The 21,440-nt window shown below is 68.7% G+C and carries 18 protein-coding genes and 1 pseudogene; 17 read left to right on the top strand and 2 right to left on the bottom strand.

The window, feature by feature from the left end:
• Window positions 1-319: 319 nt before the first annotated feature.
• The 13 genes from ACYUED_RS38070 to ACYUED_RS38010 all read left to right on the top strand — a co-directional run bounded on the left by ACYUED_RS38070 (window position 320) and on the right by ACYUED_RS38010 (window position 13,967).
• On the top strand, window positions 320-1,813 hold the full coding sequence (locus ACYUED_RS38070; protein WP_491288984.1) for an ATP-binding protein: 1,494 nt from the start codon (window positions 320-322) through the stop codon (window positions 1,811-1,813).
• Between the two features lie 90 nt (window positions 1,814-1,903).
• Complete coding sequence (locus ACYUED_RS38065; protein WP_306947777.1) at window positions 1,904-2,380, top strand: roadblock/LC7 domain-containing protein; 477 nt, start codon at window positions 1,904-1,906, stop codon at window positions 2,378-2,380.
• Window positions 2,367-2,747: a DUF742 domain-containing protein gene (locus ACYUED_RS38060; RefSeq protein ID WP_491288983.1), complete on the top strand. Its 381-nt coding sequence runs from the start codon at window positions 2,367-2,369 to the stop codon at window positions 2,745-2,747. The genes ACYUED_RS38065 and ACYUED_RS38060 overlap by 14 nt, the downstream gene beginning before the upstream one ends.
• Entirely contained in the window at window positions 2,728-3,357 is a 630-nt protein-coding gene (locus ACYUED_RS38055; RefSeq protein ID WP_491288982.1) for a GTP-binding protein, read from the top strand. Before ACYUED_RS38060 ends, ACYUED_RS38055 begins: the two co-directional genes overlap by 20 nt.
• Window positions 3,354-3,890 (top strand): GAF domain-containing protein, encoded by a 537-nt coding sequence (locus ACYUED_RS38050; RefSeq protein ID WP_306947783.1) that lies wholly within the window; start codon window positions 3,354-3,356, stop codon window positions 3,888-3,890. Before ACYUED_RS38055 ends, ACYUED_RS38050 begins: the two co-directional genes overlap by 4 nt.
• Before the next feature lie 58 nt (window positions 3,891-3,948).
• Window positions 3,949-5,184, top strand: coding sequence for an acyl-CoA dehydrogenase family protein (locus ACYUED_RS38045; RefSeq protein WP_491288981.1), 1,236 nt, complete (start codon window positions 3,949-3,951; stop codon window positions 5,182-5,184).
• A 196-nt stretch (window positions 5,185-5,380) separates the two neighbouring features.
• Window positions 5,381-5,809, top strand: a complete 429-nt coding sequence (locus tag ACYUED_RS38040) for a hypothetical protein (RefSeq protein ID WP_491288980.1) — start codon at window positions 5,381-5,383, stop codon at window positions 5,807-5,809.
• 239 nt (window positions 5,810-6,048) lie between these two features.
• Complete coding sequence (locus ACYUED_RS38035) at window positions 6,049-8,382, top strand: helicase associated domain-containing protein (protein ID WP_491288979.1); 2,334 nt, start codon at window positions 6,049-6,051, stop codon at window positions 8,380-8,382.
• Between the two features lie 563 nt (window positions 8,383-8,945).
• Complete coding sequence (locus tag ACYUED_RS38030) at window positions 8,946-10,715, top strand: ATP-binding cassette domain-containing protein (protein ID WP_491288978.1); 1,770 nt, start codon at window positions 8,946-8,948, stop codon at window positions 10,713-10,715.
• A gap of 74 nt (window positions 10,716-10,789) precedes the next feature.
• Window positions 10,790-11,704 (top strand): NUDIX hydrolase, encoded by a 915-nt coding sequence (locus ACYUED_RS38025; protein ID WP_491288977.1) that lies wholly within the window; start codon window positions 10,790-10,792, stop codon window positions 11,702-11,704.
• Between the two features lie 42 nt (window positions 11,705-11,746).
• Window positions 11,747-12,979 carry a protein-L-isoaspartate O-methyltransferase family protein gene (locus ACYUED_RS38020; RefSeq protein WP_491288976.1) on the top strand — a complete coding sequence of 411 codons (1,233 nt, stop codon included), beginning with the start codon at window positions 11,747-11,749 and terminating at the stop codon, window positions 12,977-12,979.
• Window positions 12,976-13,836, top strand: coding sequence for a class I SAM-dependent methyltransferase (locus ACYUED_RS38015; protein ID WP_491288975.1), 861 nt, complete (start codon window positions 12,976-12,978; stop codon window positions 13,834-13,836). Before ACYUED_RS38020 ends, ACYUED_RS38015 begins: the two co-directional genes overlap by 4 nt.
• The gene (locus ACYUED_RS38010) at window positions 13,833-13,967 is read left to right on the top strand and encodes a hypothetical protein (RefSeq protein ID WP_269647814.1); all 135 of its coding nucleotides are present in this window, start codon (window positions 13,833-13,835) and stop codon (window positions 13,965-13,967) included. The genes ACYUED_RS38015 and ACYUED_RS38010 overlap by 4 nt, the downstream gene beginning before the upstream one ends.
• 74 nt (window positions 13,968-14,041) lie before the next feature.
• Here the strand turns inward: ACYUED_RS38010 and ACYUED_RS38005 are convergent.
• Together ACYUED_RS38005 and ACYUED_RS38000 are read right to left on the bottom strand one after the other, a co-directional pair.
• Window positions 14,042-14,271: pseudogene (locus ACYUED_RS38005) on the bottom strand (glycosyltransferase); the annotation flags it as partial.
• Between the two features lie 40 nt (window positions 14,272-14,311).
• Window positions 14,312-15,661, bottom strand: coding sequence for an NsdA family TPR-like regulatory protein (locus ACYUED_RS38000; RefSeq protein ID WP_491288974.1), 1,350 nt, complete (start codon window positions 15,659-15,661; stop codon window positions 14,312-14,314).
• A gap of 619 nt (window positions 15,662-16,280) precedes the next feature.
• Here ACYUED_RS38000 and ACYUED_RS37995 point away from each other — a divergent pair.
• The 4 genes from ACYUED_RS37995 (at window position 16,281) to ACYUED_RS37980 (ending at window position 21,426) form a co-directional block, all read left to right on the top strand.
• Window positions 16,281-17,621, top strand: a complete 1,341-nt coding sequence (locus tag ACYUED_RS37995; RefSeq protein WP_491288973.1) for an aspartate aminotransferase family protein — start codon at window positions 16,281-16,283, stop codon at window positions 17,619-17,621.
• Window positions 17,622-17,744: 123 nt separating this feature from the next.
• A complete protein-coding gene (locus ACYUED_RS37990) occupies window positions 17,745-18,491 on the top strand; it encodes a class I SAM-dependent methyltransferase (RefSeq protein WP_216825635.1) in 747 nt (248 codons plus the stop codon).
• A complete protein-coding gene (locus ACYUED_RS37985; RefSeq protein WP_491288972.1) occupies window positions 18,491-19,876 on the top strand; it encodes a nucleotidyltransferase family protein in 1,386 nt (461 codons plus the stop codon). The genes ACYUED_RS37990 and ACYUED_RS37985 overlap by 1 nt, the downstream gene beginning before the upstream one ends.
• Window positions 19,873-21,426 (top strand): hypothetical protein, encoded by a 1,554-nt coding sequence (locus tag ACYUED_RS37980; protein ID WP_491288971.1) that lies wholly within the window; start codon window positions 19,873-19,875, stop codon window positions 21,424-21,426. Before ACYUED_RS37985 ends, ACYUED_RS37980 begins: the two co-directional genes overlap by 4 nt.
• Window positions 21,427-21,440 lie beyond the last annotated feature (14 nt).

Below are 21,440 nucleotides of genomic sequence, written 5' to 3'. Positions count from 1 at the left end.
TCCCCCGTCGGCTGCGGTCTGGAGCACGTACCCCGGCGGCCACTCCCACCCGAGTCCCGGCCTGCTCGCCGCGGTCCCCGCACCCCAAGCGGGTGCGCTGCTCGGCCGTCCCTTGCCGGCCATTCCCTCCTCCCCGTCAGGACCACGTTCCGCGAGGTCACCAATGTCTGATCTGTCATGCCCGCGACCCATCGGTCACCGACGTGGCCAGCGCCGGCGTGCGCGCGGCGCCGAGCCACTACGCACCGAGAAGGGCCTGCGCATGAGGCTGCGGCTTCTGGTGCTCGTGCCCGCCCTCCTGGTCACGGCGATCTCGTGTATGGCGGCTGTCGTCGGCACGACGGCGCGCGTCCATGTGGATGGCTGGATCATCGGGACGGTGGCAGGAGCCGCTGGCTTGGCCGTGCTGGTCTGCGCGGACTGGCTGGCCGTTCGCACGGCGGCTGAGCTGCATCGGCAGCGCAGCGAGTACAGCGATTCGGTGCATGGCTGGCTGCGGCACTTCCAGTCGGGTGTGGACGAGGGACGCAAGACCATCAGCGATGCTCTGGAGAAGCTCGACCGGGGCGAGCGGCCTTCCCCTCCCGACTTCGCCGCGGCACGGGCGAAGACCGAGGGCAACCCGTGGAAAGACACCGAGGCCGCTCTGTTCCAGCTGCACGCAGAAACGTGGCGGGCGGTGGTGAACGGGCGGCAGACGGAACTGACACAAGCGCTTGTCTATCTCGCCGGCGGCTTGACCCTGCTGCTCGTACGCGCGCTCGGGACCGTAACGGAGCTGACCAAGCAGGTCCAGGACCCGGACGTGCTGTATCGGGTGTTCGACGTCAACAACCTGCTCAAGCGCATGCGGCGGTCGGCCGGACGGTTGGCGGTCCTGGGCGGTGTGAAGGCCCGCCAGCTGAACCAGCCGATCGGGCTGGTGGATCTGCTGCGCGGCGCGTCAGGGGAAATCGAGAAGTACGCCCGGGTCCGCATGCACACGTCCACCCTGGATGTGCAGATACCGGGCTTCGCGGGACCCGACCTGATCCACCTGCTGGCCGAGCTGGAGGAGAACGCCACGCTCTGCTCGCCACCGGACAGCAAGGTCATCGTGCGCGCGACGAGGGTCACCGCCGGGCTGGCCGTGGAGGTCGAGGACCGGGGCATAGGAATGGCCCAGGGCGAACTCGACCGCTACAACCGGATGCTGGCCAATCCGCAGGACGCGGACCTGGCCGAGCAGCTGGCCCAGCGCCAGACCGGCCTGCTCGTCGTTGCTAAGCTCGCCCGCCGGTACGGCATCCACGTGCAACTGCAGAAGAACCTCATGCACGGCACCACGGCACTCGTAGTCGTGCCGGACAAACTCCTGCTCTGGCGGCACGAGTCGGCGGCCCTGCCGCCGGCTCAACCTGCCGCACACGGTGCTGCTGCACCGGCCCCGGAAACGGAATTCGCGGGGCAGCCTGGCCCCCGGCCGGCTGGCGGTCCCAGGCCCAGTCCCCCCGCTCCGGCCCCGGCAGGAACGGCGCCTTTGCCCTACCGTGCCGCGCGACGTACCCCGGCCCAGCACCCCGTCGGTTCGGCAACGATCACTGCCACACCACCGCCGGGCCCAGCACTCGACACGCGCCCCCGACTGCCGCAGCGGACACCACAGGCGACGACGGTCCATGAGCCTGCGGCCCCTACCGCGCCAGAGGCCGCACCCGCCTCACTGTCGACGCCGGATCCTGCCTTCGTCAGCAAATTCGCCCAGGGCGTCCACCGCGCGGAGCAAGCCGAGGCAGACGGCGTGGCGCAGCCGTCCGAGGAGAGCGCGAGATAGCCGCTGGCACCCGCCTCCCGACCACGTCCTTCGTGCCCGCCTTCATGCCTGGGCACCAGCCGTACAGCGTACGAAGATTCGGAGAATTCGATGACCACCGACTCGACGACAGTCAAGCCGGAAGAGATTGTGGACCAGCTGCTCAACGACCTGGCCCAGGTGCCGGATGTGACCGGAGTCCTGCTCGCCTCGCAGGACGGTCTGAGGCTGGCTCACGCAGGACCGGGAATGGACGGCACTCTGGCAGACCGCCTGGCCGCAGTGATCAACGGCATGTACTCGATCGCCAACGGTGTCGACGACGGCAAGGGCCGTGTCGAACAGGTCCTGGTCAGGAAGAACAACTGGATCCTGTTCATTATGAGTTCCGGAAGCCCGCCGGCCGTGGTGGCGCGGAACGCGGGACGTGACCCGGACAAGGTCGAAAGCGTGTTGGGCGTGCTGACCAACACGCGGGCGGACGAGGGTGCCGTCGGTTTTGCGATGGTCAACCTGATACAGCGGATGGGCGAGTTGCTGGCCACACAGGCACGCGTGGGCGGGACCCCTTCCGGTGACGGCCAGTGAGATGGCGGCCGCAAGCGGCCCGGCCTGGACCGTCGAGGACACCGAGGCCCCCAGCCTTTATGTCCTGACCGGCGGCCAGACCAAGCCCACACACGCCTTGCAGATCGAGACGCTGCTGTGGGCCGAGGGAGAACCGCCATCCGGCCAGCCACCAGAAGCCGAGCAGGCCATGGCGTTGTGCCGCAAGCGGCCCCTGGCCGTCGCCGAGATCGGCGCCCTGATCGGGCTGCCGTTCCAGATCACCAGGATCCTCATGTCCCGGCTGATCGACATCGGTGCTCTGAGCGCCGTGACCGCCGCAGGCTCCGCCGACCTTCCCGACGTTGCTCTCCTGAAGGCCCTTCGCGATGGACTCCTCAAGCTCTGACCTCGGACTCTCACGCCCGCTCACCGGCGCGAGGCCCACCTCTGTCAAGATCGTCGTCGCCGGCGGGTTCGGCGTCGGCAAAACCACCTTTGTGGGCGCCGTCTCCGAGATCACCCCGCTGCGTACCGAGGCCGTGATGACCGCCGCCTCCGAAGGCGTGGACGACCTCACGCTGCTGTTCGACAAGAAGGCGACCACCGTCGGCATGGACTTCGGCCGGATCACCTTCCCGCAGCTCAACACCATCCTGATGCTGTTCGGCACGCCAGGGCAGACCCGGTTCTGGTTCATGTGGGACGAGCTCACGCGAGGCGCCCTCGCCGCGGTCGTCCTCGTCGACACCCGCCGTCTCGACGAAAGCTTTCCCGCGGTCGACTACTTCGAGCGACTCGGACTGCCCTTCCTGGTCGCCGTGAACGAGTTCGACAATGCCAGCCGCTACGACCCCGACGAGGTCTCCTCCGCACTCGCCCTGCCGGCCACGGTTCCGGTCGTGCTGTGCGATGCCCGCAAGCGGGTGGACGCGGCCGGCGTCCTCGGCCGACTCGTCGACCACGCGCTCACCCGCTCGCATGCCCCCGCCAACCTCCTTCAAGGAGCACAGCTGTGAACCCCCAACCTCAATCCGACCTCCTGTCCGCCACCGGCCAGGACATCGACTGGCAGAGCCACCTGCCCGAATTCTTCGACCCCGCAGCTCCGCCCGTCGGCGCATTCGACGCATTCGCCCAGCAGGTCGCCACTGCGGCAGGCACTCCGTACGCGATGCTCAACTGGGTCGGCAGCGAGCAGTTCTTCCTCGGTCTTGCCAACCCCGCAGGGGGCGAACTGCCGGTGGTGGGCCGCACCATGCCGCTGACCCACGGCTTTTGCCCGCATGTCGTCCAGCGCCGGGGCTCGCTGGTCCTGACCGACGTCCTCGACTTCGACGAATTCGCCGGCAACCCGGTCGTCGACGAGATCGGGGTCCGCGTGTACGGGGGAGCCCCCCTCATCGACGAGCGCACGAACCATGTCTGGGGCACGGTCTGCGTGGTCGGCACCGAGCCGCGCGACCGCTCGGAAGGCCGCCCGCTGTGGGCCCTCATCGACCACTACCGCGACCTCTTCATGACCGAGTTCTACCGGCGCACCAGCGCCTAGCAGCATCCGCGCGCCCGGCCGCAACACCCGCGACCACCACCCCGAGGGGGAGACAACGATGCCCACGATGTCGTCCACGACTCCGGTCACGCCCGACTACGAAGCCCTGGTCCAGCAGTTCGACGAGTTCGCCGCTGCGGAAGTCGCCCCCCGAGTCCAGCGCATGGAGTCCTCCCCTCACGCCGTGGAACGCGACCTGGCCCTGCTCATGGCCGAGCAGGGATGGTTCGGCGCCACGATCCCGCGCCAGTACGGCGGTTTGCATGCGGGACATCTCGCCAAGACCCTCATGATCCAGAGCGTGGCGCGGGCCTCGGGCGCGGCCGGCGCCGTCCTGCAGGCGAGCCAGCTGCCCGTATCGATGATCATCCACTTCGGCAGCGACGAGCAGAAGGCCCTGCTGTTGCCCCAGATCTCCTCTGGGGACACGCTGCTGTCGATCGCGGTGACCGAAGAGGAGACCGGCAGCCATGTGCTCGGCATGGAGACCACCGCCCGCCGCGACGGCAGCGACTGGATCATCGACGGCAGCAAGGTCCACATCGGCAACAGCCACATCGCCCACGTCCACTGCGTCGTGGCCCGCACTGCCTCCGCCGAGAAGGCCGGCTCCCGCGCCCTGACCGCCTTCCTCGTCGAACACGACCGCGCCGGACTGACCGTCGAACCGCACCGGCCCGCCCTCGGCCTCCACGGCTTCAGCTTCGGCAAGCTCACCTTCGACGGCGTACGAATACCCGAAGCCAACGTGATCGGCGAAGTAGGCGACGGCAAAGACATCGCCTACAGCAGCAGCATCCTCTACGGCCGGCCCAACCTCGCCGCGGTATCCCTCGGCCTCCACGAAGCGATCATGGAATGCGCCGCCAGCTTCCTTGAGGGACGCCGCCGCTACAACGGCACCCTCGCCGACCTTCCCGTCCTGCGTGACCGGATCGGTGCCATGAAGTCCCGGCTGATGGCCTGCCGCGAACTCGCCCACCAGGCCGTACACATGCTCGACCACGGCCAGAGCTGCGACGGCGAACTCATCAACTCCAAGTACCTCAACCACAAATGGGCCGTCGAATCCGGCCAGGACGCCATGGAACTGCACGGCGCCCACGCCCTGCGAACGGACTACCCCCTCCAGCGGCTCTGGCGGGACGTTCAGCACAACTACTCCCCCGCCGGAACCGGCGAGGTCCAGCGCCAACGCCTAGCCGAAACCGAGCTCGGCGACCCTCCCATCCAGTGGTCCGAACGACTCGCCGCCAAAACCTCGCTCTTCCTCCCCACCAGCACAGCCGCCTAACTCCCAGGCACCCGCGCCCTCAAACACCACAACCAACTGCGGGGAACCCCGACCGCCTATCTGTCTCCAGAACCTGCCGCCTGTCCAAGCTCCACCCGTCGAGTGGAGCCTGCCGACAGCGCGGCTGACCGTGGAACAGATCACGCGCCACGACCTTCCCACCCCATCTCCCACTCAACCGACACGGAGCACCTCCATGACCAGCACAACTCCCGCCGTACGTACGACCGACACGGACGTGTCCGCGCTGTTGGTCGAGGCGCGACGGGAGCTGGACAGCATCGCGAACCGGGGCATCGTCTCCGCCCCACGTGCCGTCGCCGACACTCTCACCACACTGAAGGAGCTCGCCCCCACCCTGATCCCGCACGCCCGCACCCTCGCCGCAGCGCTCGGCGACAGGGAACGCTCCGAACTCCACGAGCTGATTGAGCGGACCGAGGCCCGCTCCAACTCCCGGCCGCGGGCGGACCTCGCGTACGAACACCTGCTGGTGCTGGTCAGCCAGTTACAGGAGCTGCTGCGCTGGCTGGAGCGAGCGCACGGCATCTCGTGTCGACGCACACAGGCAGCCGTCGCCAGGCGCCGCGGCAGCGAAGAATTTCATCCGGACCAACTGGGGTAACGGTCTGCACGTGGTGCCAATCGGCGCTCGTCATCGCCACCTTCGAGCTGCACGCCGTGCAACAGATCCTCAGCACCGCCGTATAACCGGGGCCGACGGGACGCGAAGACGCCCCTGCTGTGCCCCGAAGTCCCGGCTGGTTGCCCGCCTGACGCGGCGGGGCGGCGGGACGACAGGCCCTACCCGCTGAACGAGTGCCTTCCGATCCCTCTTCGACGACATCGAGGAACCGACCGACCGTGAATCAGCTCCAGACCTCACCCCCGCTGTTTCCGCACCAGCAGGAGGCCGTGGACATCCTGGCCAAAACCCTGATCGACTCCAGCCGGGTCACCGCAGTGATGGCGTGCGGGACAGGCAAGACGCGGGTGGGCGCCGAAGTCGCGGGCCAGGTCGCCGAGATCGGTTCCCGGCGCCGCCTAGTGGTCGTCCCCACCCTGGAACTAGTCCGCCAGACGATGATGGAATGGGCACACCAGCTCGGCCGACACCGGCTGGGCCGCATCATCGCGGTCTGCTCGGACCGCGAGGTCCTCTCCGCCCACCGCACCGGACTGCAGGACGAACTCACCAGCACCGAGGCCCAAGTCGCCAACGACGCCGCCCAGCTGGCGGCCCTCGCCAAAGACCCCGGGCCGCTCACCATCGCCTGCACCTACGCCAGCCTCCACATCCTGGCCCAGGCCCAGGCCCACCACCGCATGGCGCCTCCGGACATCGCCGTGATCGACGAGGCCCACCGCACCGCGGGCGCCGCAACCAAAGCCTGGGCGGCCATCCACTACGACGACATCATCACGGCGCGCCGCCGCCTGTATCTCACCGCAACGCCCCGGATCCTCGACGGCGAGGGCGAGGACGTCATCAGCATGGCGGACGAACGCCTGTACGGCCCGGTCGCCTACCGGCTGCCTTTCGCGACCGCCATCGACCTCGGCTTACTGGCCCGCTACCGCCTCGTGGTCCCCGTAGTCACCAGCAGCGAGGCCCACCAGCTGCTCGGCCGGGACGATGCCTTCCTGCGCATCGGCAGGACCGCCGTGGCCGCCCCCATGCTCGCCAAGCAGCTCGCCGTGCTGCGCGCCGCCCACGAGCACGGCATCAGGCGCATGATCACCTATCACGGCAGCATCGCCGAGGCGAAGTGGTTCGCCACGCTCCTGCCCCGCGCCCACGCTCTCCTGCCCCCCGACCAGCGCCCTACCGCCTTGGCCGCCGAGCACGTCCACGGCAACCAGACCGTCGCCCAGCGGCGAAAGGCGCTGGACCGGCTCGCCGGGCAGGAAGACGGCCTGATCGTCGTCTCCAACGCCCGCGTCCTGTCAGAAGGAGTCGACGTCCCTGCCGTGGACGCCGTCTGCTTCCTCAGCCCGCGAAGCACGATCGACACCATCCAGGGGACCGGCCGGGCCATGCGGCTCAGCGACCGCAGCCGGCCCAAAACCGCGACCATCATGGTGCCGGTCTTCCTCCAGCAGGACCAGGATCCCGAAACCGCGCTGAGCTCCACCCCCTTCGGTCCGGTCTGGCAGACGGTGCGGGCCCTCGCTTCACACGACGAGACACTGCACCAAGAACTCGAGACCGCCCGCCGCTCCCTCGCCACCCCCACCGCTACCGGAAGGGTTCGGCTCGGCGCCGGCACCGAAGGCGAGCTGCCCGACTGGCTCTCTTTCACCGGCATTCCCGTCCCTCCGGACTTCGCCGACGCCATCACCGTACGGACGGTTCGCGCGGCCACCACTGTCTGGCCCGAATACCTCCAGGCCGCTGAGACCTACCGGGCCGAGCATGGGGACCTTCGTGTCCACGAGGACTACCGCACCCCCACCGGACTGGGCCTGGGGCGCTGGATCGCGTACCTGCGCAAACTCCACCGGCTGGGCAAGCTCTCGCCTTCCCAGATCGAGGAATGGGAAGCCCTCGGGATGACTTGGTCAGTTCCCGATCAGAAACTACAGGAACTGATCCACGAGCTAAGGGAATTCAAGAGAGAATACGGCCACCTGGACGTCCCGAAAACCTACGTCGCCAAGAGTGGCGACCGCGAGTACACGCTCGGCCAGATATATGCCAGCCTGCGCACCTCCTACAGATACGGACAGGTGCCGAATGCCAAGGTAGCGGCACTCAACGCGGAGGGATTCATCTGGGACCGGGCCGAGTACGTCTGGAATCAATTCGTCTCAGACTGCCGCGAGTTCATGATCTGGAATGGCCACCTCGACATACCCCAGACCTACGTCCTGCGCGGTCGAAGCATCGGCCAGCAGGTTTCCGGATTCCGTACGCATCCGGACCGCCTAACTCCCGAGCAGCACAGAACACTCGACCGCATAGGCTTCGTCTGGGACTCGCTGCAATTCCGCTGGGACCTCCATATAAAGGCAGTCACCGAGTTCAAGACCGAGCATGGACACCTGAACATCCCAAGCAACTATGTGATCGAAAAGCCCGTCCTTCTTCGCCCGCGCAGCTGGATGAACACATGCGTCCAGAAACACCGGAAAGGGAAACTCATACCGGAGCGACATCAGCAACTCGTGGCCCTCGGAATGAAGTTCCCCGACTAGCAGGAGAGACGGTGCCAAGTGAAGATCTCCGCCGCGGACGCGCCAATGCCTAACCGGTCGGCCCGCCATGCTGATCAAGCCGCTCCGAGCTCGATCGCGCCCCGAACATGCCGTCATCCCACTCACCTCATCGGCCTCATCTGTATCGGCCATCGGTGTTTCGGCCACCGCCGCCATGTGGTGGACCCGCTTGAATCAACGGCCACGAGCGTGCGGACCGCGAGATTGGGCGGCTGGGAATACGACTCAAACACGTGCGTTCGAAGACGGACGTCGCGTCGTTGTTCCGGTCATCATCAGCCATCCCCCCAAGTCGGTGCTGGAGGTGCCCAGTTGCCTGTCGTTCAGGCTGCCCCGAATGAGCTCCCGACGGCCTCATGGCCGTTTGCGTCTGCCTCACGGTTTACGGACAGGGCGAGGGGAGGTGGCCGGTGAGCCCGGAGCCCGCCTCTCCGGCGCCTGATACGGCGGCGCCGCGCCGGTTGCCGCCTCCACCGCCTGCCGAGCTACGCTACGGCGGCCGGCACGCCAAGAATCCCCTGACAGACGCATCGTTTGCGCAAATGTGCCGGCGGCTCCCGTCGGTGCTGGCGCAGACCGCGCGGATGGCGTGGGTGATCGACCGGCGGGCCGTGCTTCTGCTGGCGAGCTGCCAACTGGCCATCGGCATCAGTGCCGCCGTTCTGCTCACCGCCACATCCCGTGCGATGCGCTGGATCCTGGCCAACGGCGAGGTGGCCGACCGGCTCCACCAGGCGCTGCCGGCCCTGCTGGTCATCACCTGTGCGTCAGCGGCAGGGCGGGTGGCGACCGCGCTGTCCTCATACGCGGACGGCCGGATCACCCCGCGGTTGACGACCGAGTCCGACTGCGCCCTGGTGGCGGCGGTGTGCCGGATGGAGGCCGCCGCGCGGGCGGAGGACGGCTGCGCGGACCGGCAAGAGGCGGCGGAGATGGGGGTGGTCCGCAGCCACGTGATGGTGCAGGACGCCACCCGGTTCACCGCCGCTGTCGTGCGTATGGTCAGCGCGAGCGGGGTGCTGTCGGTGCTGCACCCGCTCTTGCTGCCGCTGTTGCTGCTCGCCGTCGTCCCCGCCGGCGTGGGCGCCGTCCTGCACGCCCGTGTCAGCTACGAGACCCACTACGCCAACGTGGGCGACCGCAATGTTCGGCAGAATCTGCGCGGCTGGGCGACCAGCGTGAAGTTCACCGATGAGATCCGCGCCAACGGCATGACCTCGTACCTGGTGTTCTGGTACCGGTCGATCTCGGAGCGGATCGACGCGCGCACCCTCGCTGCGGCGCCGAAGATGTTGCGGATCGTGCTGGTCAGTTCGGCGATCGGCGGCATCTTCCTCGTCGCGACTTGGGCGGGGCTGGCCTGGCTGGCGGCAAGCGGACGGATCGAGCCGGCAATCGCCGCGACCGCGGTCGTCGCGGTGCAGACCGCGCTCGCCGCCCTCAGTCAGCTCGTCATCTACGGCGCAGCCATGTTCCACACCTCCCTCTACCTCGCGGACATGGGCGGCTTTCTCGACTACGCCGCCGAACGCGCTCCCAACCGGGGCGAGTTCACGCCGAGCCGGCCGGTGGAGGAGATCCGCCTGGACGAGGTCGTGTACCGGTATCCGGGCAAGGAGACTCCGGCCGTGGCGGGAGTGTCGCTGACGGTGCGCAGCGGCGAAATCCTCGCCGTGGTCGGCGAGAACGGCTCGGGGAAGTCCACCCTTACCCGGCTGCTCGCCGCCATCTTCCTGGCCGACAAGGGCATGGTCTCCTGGAACGGCCGCGATGTCGCCGACCTCGACCCCGACAGCCTGTGGGACCTGTCCGGGCTGGTGCCGCAGAACTTCGCGCAGTGGCCGCTGTCCGTCCGCGACAACGTCACCCTTGGCCAGCCCCGCGAGGCGGGCGACGACCTGGTGTGGCGGGCCCTGGAGGAGGTCGGGCTGCGGGACGCCGTCGAGGAACTCCCCGGCGGCCTGGACACGCTGCTGGCCCGGGAGCTGTGGGGCGGGACGGAACTCTCCGGCGGGCAGTGGCAGCGCTTGGCGTGCGCGCGGGCCCTGTATCGCAGGTCAAGCCTGCTGATCCTGGACGAGCCGACCAGTCAGATGGATGCCCGCGGGGAGCACGCCATCCTGGAAGAGATCAAGACCATCGCGGCAGGCCGGATCACGATCGTGGTGACCCACCAGCTGGTCAACACCAAGATCGCCGACCGGATCATTGTGATGGAACACGGCCGGATCGCCGAACACGGAACATACGACGAACTCGCCCACGGCGGCGGCCTGTTCGCCGAACTTCTGGCCCTGTCCACCGACCGCTGACCCAACTACGTCGCGCCCCGGCCCCCGGGGCTCGACGACCCCACCACTTGCCCGCCGTTCCGATGGAGGATTCCGTGACCGCATCAGCCGTTACCACGACCACGGCGGCGCTGCTCGTCAACGCGGACGGCCACTACCTGCTGCATCTGCGGGACGCCAACAAAAACATCAGCTGCGCCGGACAATGGTCCCTGCCCGGAGGCCATCCCGAACCCGGCGAAAGCCTCGACGACACGATCGCCCGCGAACTGATGGAAGAGGCCAGCCTGCACATCCCCGACCTCGTCCCGCTCGCCGTCGTCGAGGACACCGACGCCGACGGCCGGACCACCAGCCGGGTCCAGGTGTACACCGGGACGTGGGACGGCGACCCCGCCCTGCTGCCCCTCACCGAGGGGATCATGCTGCGCTTCACCGATGCCGAGCAGCTCCCGCATCTGACCATGGACCCCGGCACCACGGCCGTCATCCGCCATCACCAGGAGGCCCCACGCCCAAACGGTGGTGCCGCCGACGCGTTGCCGGTGCTGCGCCTACGCGATGCCGACACGAAGACGGTGCCGAACGTTATCGGCGTCCATCTGTACCTGGAACGGGACGGCGAGATCCTGCTCGGGTTGCGGCATCCCGACTCCGCCTACGCGCCCCTGGAGCACCACTTCCTGGCCGGTCACTGCGAACGGGAATCCGCCATCGCCTGCCTGATCCGGGAGGCTTGGGAGGAGGCCGGGTTGGTGATCAAGGCTGAGGACGTCGAACTCGTGCACGTCGTCCACCTCGTCGACTCCCCCGGCGCACAGCCGCGCCTCCAGCTGGTCTTCCGAGCCCACCGATGGCAAGGCGAACCCCGGGTCCTCGAGCCGGACAAGTGCGTCAGCTGGGGCTGGTGGCCCGCCGACGCTCTGCCGGAGCCGACCGTTGCCTACACCCGGGCCGCCATCGACGGCATCCGGCGCGGCCGCCTCTACACCGAACTCGGCTGGACCTGACCCTTGTCCTTTTCCTCTCGCCTTCTTGAGGAGATCGCCACCATGCCCAAACCCGCCCCAGCCGTGGACGACGCCGCCGCGGCGAGAGCCCGTGCGGCCATGGTCGCCCGCCTCCACGAGGCCGGGCATCTGCCCCCGGGCCAGGTGTCCGAGGCACTTCTGGCGCTGCCCCGCCAGGTACTGATGCCGCAGGCGTACGTACGACGCAGCGCACCGGACGAGACCCCACCACGCTGGGATCTGCTGGACTGGTCGGCGCCCGAGGACCGGGACGAACTGTTGCACGTGCTCTACAGCGGGGACAGCGTCGCCATCCAGCATGACCGTGAACCGCTCCTGGGCCGGGCGCGTGGCACGCTCTCGGGCGGGGCGATGACGTCCATGTCGAGCGTGACGGGGATGACCGCCGGGCTCCTGCAGGAACTGGATCTGGAGCCTAGGCAGCAGGTGCTGGATGTCGGCACGGGCGCCGCCGTGACCGCTGCGGTGGCCTGCTTCCTCAGCGGCGACGCCGGGGTCGTCACCATCGACCGCGACGAACACGTCACCTCGGCCGCCGCCACCCACCTCGCCGACCTCGGCTACCGGCCCACCGTGGTGACGGGAGATGGCAAGGCGGGCTGGCCCGACCGGGCGCCGTATGACCGGGTGTTCGTCTCGTTCGCCGTGCCTCGTGTGCCGTCGGCGCTGGTGGAACAGCTCGCGCCGCAGGGGTTATCGCTGGCGACTGTCGGCACCAGCTCGCCGTCGTGGCCGGGATTGGCTGTGATCACGAAAACCGCTCAGGGACGCATCGAGGGAGAGCTGCGGGCGGTCGAGTTCGGGCACCGCGCCGGGTGGGGCTGGGACCGTCTCTTCCTGTCCGCCGCGTTCCGCGAGGAGATGGCCACTGCCGAAGGTGTGACCGTACGCGGGCACCGCCTGCCACCACCCCGAGAGGCGCGTGGATTCTGGCTGGCCCTCGATCACCTTCGGCCTGGACTGGTCTGTAACTTCGGCGCCGAGCACCTTCAGATCGGCGCTCCGGAGTGCGGCTCCTGGGTGCGCGTGAGCCCGGATGGTGACGGCACGTGCTCAGTCACAGAGTTCGGGCCTCGCGGCATCTGGCACGAGATCGAAGAGATCGCGGCCCAGTGGCAGGCGGCCGGCGAACCCGACGCGTACCGGATCGAGTTCTCTGCGGACGGAAAGCAGTGGGCGGTCGCCGGATCCGGCCGTAACGAGCTGTGCTGGACGCTCCGCGACAAACGCCCGGTGAAAGGGGACCCGCAGTGAACACACCCGCCGATCACCCACCCATTCCGGCTCCGGATGGCGAAGATCTGCTGTTCGGCGCGGCGGCCGACGAGTACGCCCGCTTCCGGCCGGGTGTACCCGAGCAGGTTGCGTGGCTACTGGCCGACGCCGTGAAGGGCGTACCGGACGTGACGCTGCTCGACCTCGGAGCAGGCACCGGGCAAGTTGCCGCAGCTCTCCTCCCAGCGCTTCCCCGTATTACTCACGTGGATCTGGTCGACCCCAGCCGGGCCCAACTCCGTGAAGCCGTCGTCACCCTCCACCCTCTGTTGGGGAACCGCGCTCTGTCCTGCCACGAAGGCCCGGCCGACCAGTTCAACCCTCAACGGCCTCACTACGGGGCTGCCTTGATTACCTGCTGCCGGGCCTTCCACTGGATGAACCGCCCCGCCGTACTGGCGATGGCCACCCGGGTCGCAGCCCCGCACGCAACGCTCGCACTCATGGGTGACGGCAGCCTGTGGACCCACGAAGCCGACTGGACAGGCGCGTTGAAGGGCTTGATCCAGTCCTATCTCGGGCCTGGCCGCCGTATCGGCAGCTGCGGCACCTACAACCAGCCAAGCCGCCGTTACGAGGACGACCTCGCCGACTCCGCCTTCAGCGACGTCAGCCAGCACCTCTTCCGCTTCCCCCGGGCCTGGACGCCGCAGCAAGTGATCGGCTATCTGCGCACCACCTCGTTCGCCCGAGCCGACCTGTTCGCCGAGCGGCACGCCGAGTTCGAAGCGGAGGCGCTGCACCTGCTCGAAGGACACGCCGATGAGAACGGGCGGTTGACCGAGCAGGTCGAATTCACGGTGCTGCTGGCCCGCCGCCCGGGAGGAACCGCGTGAGCGGGCAGGCCGCCGCTGGGCGGTTCACACTTCCGGTCGACGTACACCTGATCCTGCTGCGCGACAGTCCCAAGGGCCAGCAGGTGCTGCTGACCCGGCGGGCCGGACCCGTGTATGCGGCCGGGATGTGACATCTGCCCTCTGTTCACTAGGCAAGCCAGCTGTCGCGTATCAGCTTGTCGAGTTTCGCGCATGGAGCGTATCCCTCCAGGGTGGTCGAGGGCATCACCGGCACATCGTGCTCGGTGAACGCCCGCCACAGCTGGGGACGGCGGAGCCAGCCGAGGTAGCGGGCCGGTATCCCGGCCGCTACAACAGCGGTGACAGGGCGTGGAACTGGGCTCCTGAGGGCGCGACGCTCAACTCAATACCCGGGATCGGCGCCAGGCTCTGGACCAGGTGCTCGGTGCCCTTCTCGGCGGTCGGCCGTCCCGCCTAACAGGGGCAACTGTCCGGGTGTGGCATTTTGAGCCCTCTACACGACGTGCATGAGATCACGGACTCCTGGATGGTCCTCGTACGGTTGCAGTGCGGCGGCCACCTCTCGGAGCCTGGACAGCACACGGGCCGATTCGACGCCATCGGTGAGGTGGGCCGCCTGCAGGGCCAGTGCGGTGCAGGCGTCGACGTCGCCCGAGACGCGATAGGTATCGGCCAGGTCAAGTGACGCGAGCATGTAGTCGCGGGGGTAGGCAGGGCCGGTCATGGCCAAGCGCTGCTTGAGGTAGGGCGTTGCGTCCTCTGGCTTGCGCGCGGCGAGCCAGGCGCGGCCGGTCGCTGCATCGAGCGCGTGTGGAGTGAGCCACTGTGACCACCAGGGCCCATCTGTGCCAGCGTCCTGGAGGAGCTCGTGGCCCCGGTCGCGTGCGCTGCTGAGCGCGTCGGTGTCGCCGCGGCGTCGTGCGGCGAAGATTTCCCGGTCGGCAATGACCGCGCGCACGCGGGGTGGGAGATCGCCGTGGGAGGCGACGTCGAGGAGTGTCTTGGCTTCCTGGTGCTGCCCAATCCAGGATGCCTGGTAGGCAGCCGAGGCCAGGAGGTTGTGAGCCGCGAAGCGGGCGGGGCCGGCCGGTCCGACCTCGCGGGCCAGGCGTAGTCCGGTCTGGTAGACGCGTTGCGCCTGCGCGTGGCGGTCCGCGTCGAACAGCATCCACCCGTACTGCTCACAGACCTCGATGAAGGCTGTGTGCAGGCGGTCGGCCTCGCCATTGCGGTAACGGGCGTTGATGACGACGCGGGCGACGCTCTGCCACAGTCCGTGCGCCCAGTCGAGATTGCTGGAGCTGCCTTCGGTGTCGTCCAGGTCGCGTAGCTCTTGGACGCCGTTTTCGATGCTGGCGACCAAGCGGAGGGAGAGGCGGTCGCCGCCTTGTGCGGCTCTCAGAGCCCCGCCGGACATGAGGAGTGCCAGGCCGGGCGCTGTGACAGCGGCACCGCTGAGGAGGGTACGGCGGTCCATGGAGTTGGGGTCTCCCTTGCTGATCTCATGGAGCAGGTCGGGCAAGGCGGCGTCGCCGGGGGTGTCCAGGTATGGGCGGACAGGTTTGTGCTGGCGGCGTCGTGGCCCGTCCCAGCCCAGTTCCTGGGCTGTTACGCGGCGTCTGGCTCGGAAGCTGAGGACGGCGAGTGCGTCCGCCTGATTGGCCTTGTCGGGGCGGACTGGCACCGGCCGGATCCACGGGTATGCGCTCTTGAGGTGCAGCGGCGATAACCCGCGACGGGCACGCAGTTCGTTGATTCGCGCGGCGAGTTGTTCGGGTTTCATCCCGAGCTGCGTCAGGAGGATGGCAAGTGGTGCTGCACCTACCGGCTGTGGCTCCACCACGGCACTCCTTCCGGGCGCACAACGCGTCTGTCGACGCTAGCGTGAGGCGCTCCGGAGTGGCACCTGGCGCGGGTGAAACCTGGTGTATGTACACCGAGTTGCGTGCGTACACCCCGTCCACCCCGTAAACCGCGCGGACGACTACTCCCCGGCCCCCGTTTGCGGTTCTCTGTCGTGCACCGAACGAGGAGCAAGGGGGAGGAAAGTGGATCAACCTACCGATTCTCTGCAGTGTCGCGGGCTCGACACCACGGGTACGGGCTGGACGCTCAGCGTCTGGAACGGCCGAGACCCCGCGCCATCATCGGCGAGTGGCTGATTAAGGATCGGCCGCCGACCGGGGGCTGCCCGGCTGGACTTGGCAGCCCGATCCCGTCCCTGTCCGGACGGTGGCGGATCTCCTGAACGCCCGGACCCCGATGTACCGGATCCGAACCGGAGTCGCCACCGGCGGGTGGGTCGACCGCTTAGCGGACTGGATCCACTGCCTGGAGCCCCATGCCATACCGGCGCCGGCGCTCACTCCATGAGCCTGCCCACGCCCCCTTGTCCTGCACCGCCGAACTGGCCGGGTCAGCGGCATCGCTGTGCCCTGCGCTTCACACCGGGAGGAAACGAAATGACTGCCACCGACGAGGCCGTGGCCTCTTCGCACCTGGCGCAGTCCCTGGCCCCGGTGACGGGCAGTTCCCCTCCCAGCCCTGGGCGGAGGTTCACCGCCACGGGCGGGGGGATGGCGCTCGACGACCGATGGCACGCCCAGAGTGCTCGTACGGATGCGCGGGCTGCTACCAGAGGTGACGTGGTCGGACCGTGCGCGAGCGGCCAGACCCGTTACCCGCGCTACTTCAGTCGGGCTGCCGGGCCTTACCTGTGGGATCTGGACGGGAGGCGGTACGTCGACTTCACCCTCGGGTACGGGCCCGTTGTCCTCGGGCACGCCGATGAACGGGTGACCGAGGCGGTGCTCGCTGAACTGCGCAACGGCAACTGCATCGCTCCGCTGTGGAGCCGTCGCCAGAGCGAGCTCACCGACCTGCTGACCTCGGTGGTGCCCGGCGCGGAGATGGCATACCTGCTCAAGACCGGGTCCGACGCGACGAGTACGGCGGTACGGCTGTCCCGGATCTTCACCGGACGCGACAAGGTGATCCGCTGGGGCTACAACGGCTGGCACGACTGGGCGGCAGGTATCCCGGCGGGCATTTCGGAAGGGACCCGCGCCGACACGCTGCTGTTCGAGTACAGCGATCTCAGTACGCTGCGTGAGGCGTTCGCCCGTCATCCCGGGCAGGTGGCGTGCGTGCTGATGATGCCGTTCGGCGACGAGACGGCTCCCGAGGGCCACCTGCAGAAGATCCGTGACATCGCGCACGAGCACGGGGCGCTGTTCGTCCTCGACGAGATGCGTTCGGGGTTCCGGCTGGGCCTGTCCGGTGCTCAGGGACTCCTGGGCGTCCAGGCGGACGTCAGCACGTTCAGCAAGGCCATGGCGAACGGGCATCCGATCTCCGCCGTCGTCGGGCGGGCCGACGTGCTGTCGACCTTGGCCCGCACCCGGATCTCGTCGACGTTCTACGCGGACCCCGCACCGATGGCCGCGGCACTGGCCACGATCCGGATCCTGCGTGACACCGACGCGTTCGAGCGGATGTGGAAGGTCGGCTCCGCCTTCCAGGACGGCCTGTCGGCGCTCGTCGACCAGCATCGTGTGCCAGCCCGGGTGGTCGGGTACCCGCCGATGCCGTTTCTTCAGTTCACCCACGCCGATCCGGTCATGCGCGAGCGGATGAGCACGGCCTTCGCCGCCGAGGCGGCGCAGCACGGGGTTCTGCTGCATCCGAGCCACCAGTGGTTCCTGTCCGCCGCACACACCGGCGAGGACATCGAGTTCGCACTGCACGGCTGCAACCAGGCGCTGTCCGCGCTCGAACCGGTGCTCGCAACGCAAGCCGCCTGATCAACGCCGAAGCGCCTCCCTTCGTCCCGGCGCGAGCGTGCCCGTCGGCGGTTGCCGCCGACGACGGCACAGATTCCTTCGCAACTCGCCGACGAGTTCGGCCGAAACTAGAGGAGACCACGAGTGACGACAACCCGGCTGATCGCGCCCTCCGACACGGAGCAGACGACCAGAAACCGGCTCATGGACCTGTTCGCCGAACGGCCGATCCCCGATGACGCGCTGCTCGACCACCTCGAAGTCTTCATGCGCCCGCAGCGCATCAACGAGATCCTCACTCTCGAACAGCTCTACCAGCAGATCCTCGGCGTCCACGGGATCATCGTCGAGTTCGGTGTCCGCTGGGGCCGCCACCTGTCCGTGTTCAACGCGCTGCGTGCCCGCCACGAGCCGACCAACATGTACCGGAAGATCGTCGGGTTCGACACGTTCACCGGCTTCCTCGACCCGGCCCCCCAGGACGGCGACTCCGACCGGGTCTTCGCGGGCAGCATGAGCGTCACGCCCGGCTACGAGAACTACCTGGAACAGGTCCTGCGCCTGCACGAGGCCGAAGCGCCGATGGCGCACATCCAGCGGTTCGAGCTGTGCAAGGGCGACGCTCCGGAGCAACTGGCCGCCTACCTGGAACGCAACCCACAGACGATCGTGGCGCTCGCCTACTTCGACATGGACCTGCACGATCCGACCCGCGCGTGCCTGGAGCTGCTGCGCCCGCACATGCCCGCCGGCAGTGTCCTGGCCTTCGACGAGCTGACGCACCCGGACTTCCCCGGCGAGACCATCGCGCTGAAGAACGCGATCGACCTCACCGGCCACCGCGTCCAGCGGTTTCCGCAGTCGCCGTACCCCGCGTTCGTGGTGCTGTGATGGGCGCCCTCACGCAGGTCCTGCGGTGGGCTGCCGATGCACACGACACCCCGGAGGATCAGGACTTCGACGACCGCGTGCTGCTCGATCTGATCGTGCAGCACGCGCTCAGCGGCCGTCTGGCCCGGCGCCTTCCCACCGGGCCGCAATGGCTGCGTGACCGGCTCGGTGGGCCCGTAGCGGCGATGCATGCCGACACCCTGGCGCTCGCCGAGGCACACATCCGTGCGGTCGATCGCATCGTGACAGCGCTCGGCGAGCAGCAGCCACCGCCGGTGGTGGTGAAGGGGATCGCGACCGGGCTACTCACCGGCCAGAAGCACCTGCTGCGGTGCGGGGACATCGACCTGGTCTGTGACGACGGGGGGCCGCTAATCGAGACGTTGACCCAGCTCGGCTACGAGCGCACCCGGGCACCGTTCCTCCACGAACTCGGCGAATTCACCCGTGCGGGCGTCGAGATCGACGTGCACGCCTACCTTCCGGTACCCGGGTACGGCGCGGTACGGCACGCGGACCTCACACCCCCGGAGCGGGGGACCTGGTATCAGCCGCGCCGCGCTCCCTCGATGCACCCGATCCGGCACGGCCAGCTGGTCGACGGCGGCACCGTCACGGTGGGCCGGGTCAGTGTTCCCGACCCCTGCCTGCTGACGATCGTGCTCTGCGCCCACGCCTTCTTGAACTTCACCAACATGTGGTCGCTGTCGCATCGCGCCAAGCCGTACGTCAAGTTGGCCGAGCTGGCCGACCTGCACGCCCTGGTCCAGCACGAGGCATTCGATACGCAGAGGTTCCTCGCGTTGGTCGCGGAGCTGGACGCGGGGGACGCGGTGAGCTGGGCGGGCTGGGCCTCGACCGTGCTCCTCGGGAGGAATCCACTGCCCGTACCGGCCGGCACCGGACCGTTTCCCCGCTGCCTGTGGTGGGACTTCTGGGCGCGGCTTCCGGTCGACGAGGAGGCGCTGCTCCTGCCCGACTGGTTCGACGCCGCCGCCGTGACCCCCCTGCTCGGAAGCCGGATCGAACTGGACACCGGCCGCCCGGCGCCGCCCTGGACGGTCGAGGTCCGCCGCGACGGCGACCTGGTGACGGTCATGGTCGGCCTGCCGGAATCGACCGACGCGGAGGCCGAGCGCGGCCGGGTCGACTTCGGAGCGATCGGGACGGAGTGGGTCCTGTCCGATGGACAGCTGACCGCTGTCGGCGGCCATGACACCTGTGACCTGCTCTCGGGACGTCGCGTCCGGCTGCGCTACCGCGTCGACCGTGCGGGCGGCAAGCTGCTGGTCGGCGTGGCCGAGCAGAACGCGTCCGGAGCGCTGCTGTCGGCCGTGCTGCTTCCCGCCACCTGGCAGACGTCGGATCGGGCGGGTGTCCGGTGATCCGCGCCGCTCAACTTCCCGGATACTCCTGGGACACGACCGGGCGGGTCGAAGCCAGTATCCAGGCCCTGATCGGTGCGCGGCTGGCGGAGCTGCCGGCGCGCGCCGCCACGGTGGCAGCCCGGCTGCGTGAGGTCACCGGGGACTGCCGCCTGGTTGCGGTCTACCTGCGGCCGGACTCGCCCGACGCCGTCGTGGGGCTGTGTGAACGCCTCGCGTCCACGCAGAGCGCTCGGGAGCGCGCCCGGTTGCATCACGAGATCGGGCGGCTCCGCTTCGCCCGCCCCGGCACGGCGGAGGTGAGCCTCACGGGCGACTTGGGACAGGTGCTGACGGGGGCCGGCGACCGTACCCGGGCCTACGTACCTGATCCCGGGCATCGGGACATGATCGGTTCCCTGCTGGACGACTTCGGCACGGGTTTCTCGGACTTCGTGGAGAGCCAGCACGAGGTGCCCGGACCGAACGCGCGTCTGCGCCAGGGCCTCGTCAAGTCGTGGCGTCTGCCCGACGGCACCCGTGTGATCAGCAAACGTGCCAACCCGGCCAAACCTGGCCGGTTCGCCCAGGAACAGTTCGCCTATCGCGCCATCGCCTCCCGGCTGGCCGGCCCGGTCACCTTCGGCCGGGACAGGCGCCTTCAGCTCGCACCCCTGCTCGCGACCATCCGGGACGGCGCATCCGGGCACGTCTACGCCATCTTGCAGTGGGTTCCCGGTGAGACCGCCGAGTCGATGCTGCTGGCACCGGGCGAGCACACGTCGCTGCTGCGCGACTACCGGGATCTGATGGACGCCCTGCTCGACCGCGGAATCCTCTGGGGCGATTTGAGCCCCCGCAACATCCTCGTGCACGGCCCCGTGCACCATCTCGTCGACTTCGAGAAGACACAGGCCCCGGGCGAAGCCCCCGTATCGCACGGGGACCGGGGCGCCTACTGCCGCGGTCAGATCGGAGTCGAGGAACTCGGGGTCCTGTGCCCCGAAGACGCGGTCCGCACATGCCTGCACGGCTACCTGGACCCCGACACCTGGGACGTCAACGCGCCGGGCCCGGTGCCGTTCCCGCCGCGCCCGGAGGTGACGGCGGTGCTCGCCGGGCGCGGCGTCACCGACCCGGACCTGGGCACCTACAACCGGACCGACCGACAGATCTGGCAGGTCCGATCACCCGACCTCGACCCCGTCACCGGGCAGCCCCGCTATCCGGGCCTGGTCAATTTCCGTGTCGAGCACTACCTGAGCTGCGCCGGTCGCACCGACGCGGACGACTACGACCGCAAGACCACCGAGATCCTGATCGCGGGCCGACGGCACGGCTGCTTCGACGACGCGCTCGGAGCCGTGGCCGACGCGGTGGACGAGGCGGAACGGCAGTTCGTCGTCGCCGAGGTCGCCGGGCTTCTCGCCGGCAACGACACCGGGCCCGTCACCGCGCCGCACGCGGCGATCCGCGCACTGGTGGACCGCATCGACGTCCTGGACACCGCCCGGCAGGATCCCGGCACCTTCCGGTCGGCCTGCACGGCCTTGGGAAAGGAAGGACGATGACGCAACCGCCCTTA

It is taken from the genome of Streptomyces sp. DF42 (assembly GCF_058267695.1).
The sequence above is the reverse complement of the archived record's forward strand: the minus strand, read 5'-3'. Positions and strand labels throughout refer to the sequence as shown.

What these genes read in the sequence shown, in the direction of transcription:
- ACYUED_RS37985 (WP_491288972.1), top strand. Translation starts at nt 18,491, where the DNA reads ATGGGCGCCCTCACGCAGGTCCTGCGGTGGGCTGCCGATGCACACGAC.
- ACYUED_RS38040 (WP_491288980.1), top strand. Translation starts at nt 5,381, where the DNA reads ATGACCAGCACAACTCCCGCCGTACGTACGACCGACACGGACGTGTCC.
- ACYUED_RS38030 (WP_491288978.1), top strand. Translation starts at nt 8,946, where the DNA reads ATGTGCCGGCGGCTCCCGTCGGTGCTGGCGCAGACCGCGCGGATGGCG.
- ACYUED_RS38055 (WP_491288982.1), top strand. Translation starts at nt 2,728, where the DNA reads ATGGACTCCTCAAGCTCTGACCTCGGACTCTCACGCCCGCTCACCGGC.
- ACYUED_RS38065 (WP_306947777.1), top strand. Translation starts at nt 1,904, where the DNA reads ATGACCACCGACTCGACGACAGTCAAGCCGGAAGAGATTGTGGACCAG.
- ACYUED_RS38020 (WP_491288976.1), top strand. Translation starts at nt 11,747, where the DNA reads ATGCCCAAACCCGCCCCAGCCGTGGACGACGCCGCCGCGGCGAGAGCC.
- ACYUED_RS38070 (WP_491288984.1), top strand. Translation starts at nt 320, where the DNA reads ATGGCGGCTGTCGTCGGCACGACGGCGCGCGTCCATGTGGATGGCTGG.
- ACYUED_RS37995 (WP_491288973.1), top strand. Translation starts at nt 16,281, where the DNA reads ATGACTGCCACCGACGAGGCCGTGGCCTCTTCGCACCTGGCGCAGTCC.
- ACYUED_RS38045 (WP_491288981.1), top strand. Translation starts at nt 3,949, where the DNA reads ATGCCCACGATGTCGTCCACGACTCCGGTCACGCCCGACTACGAAGCC.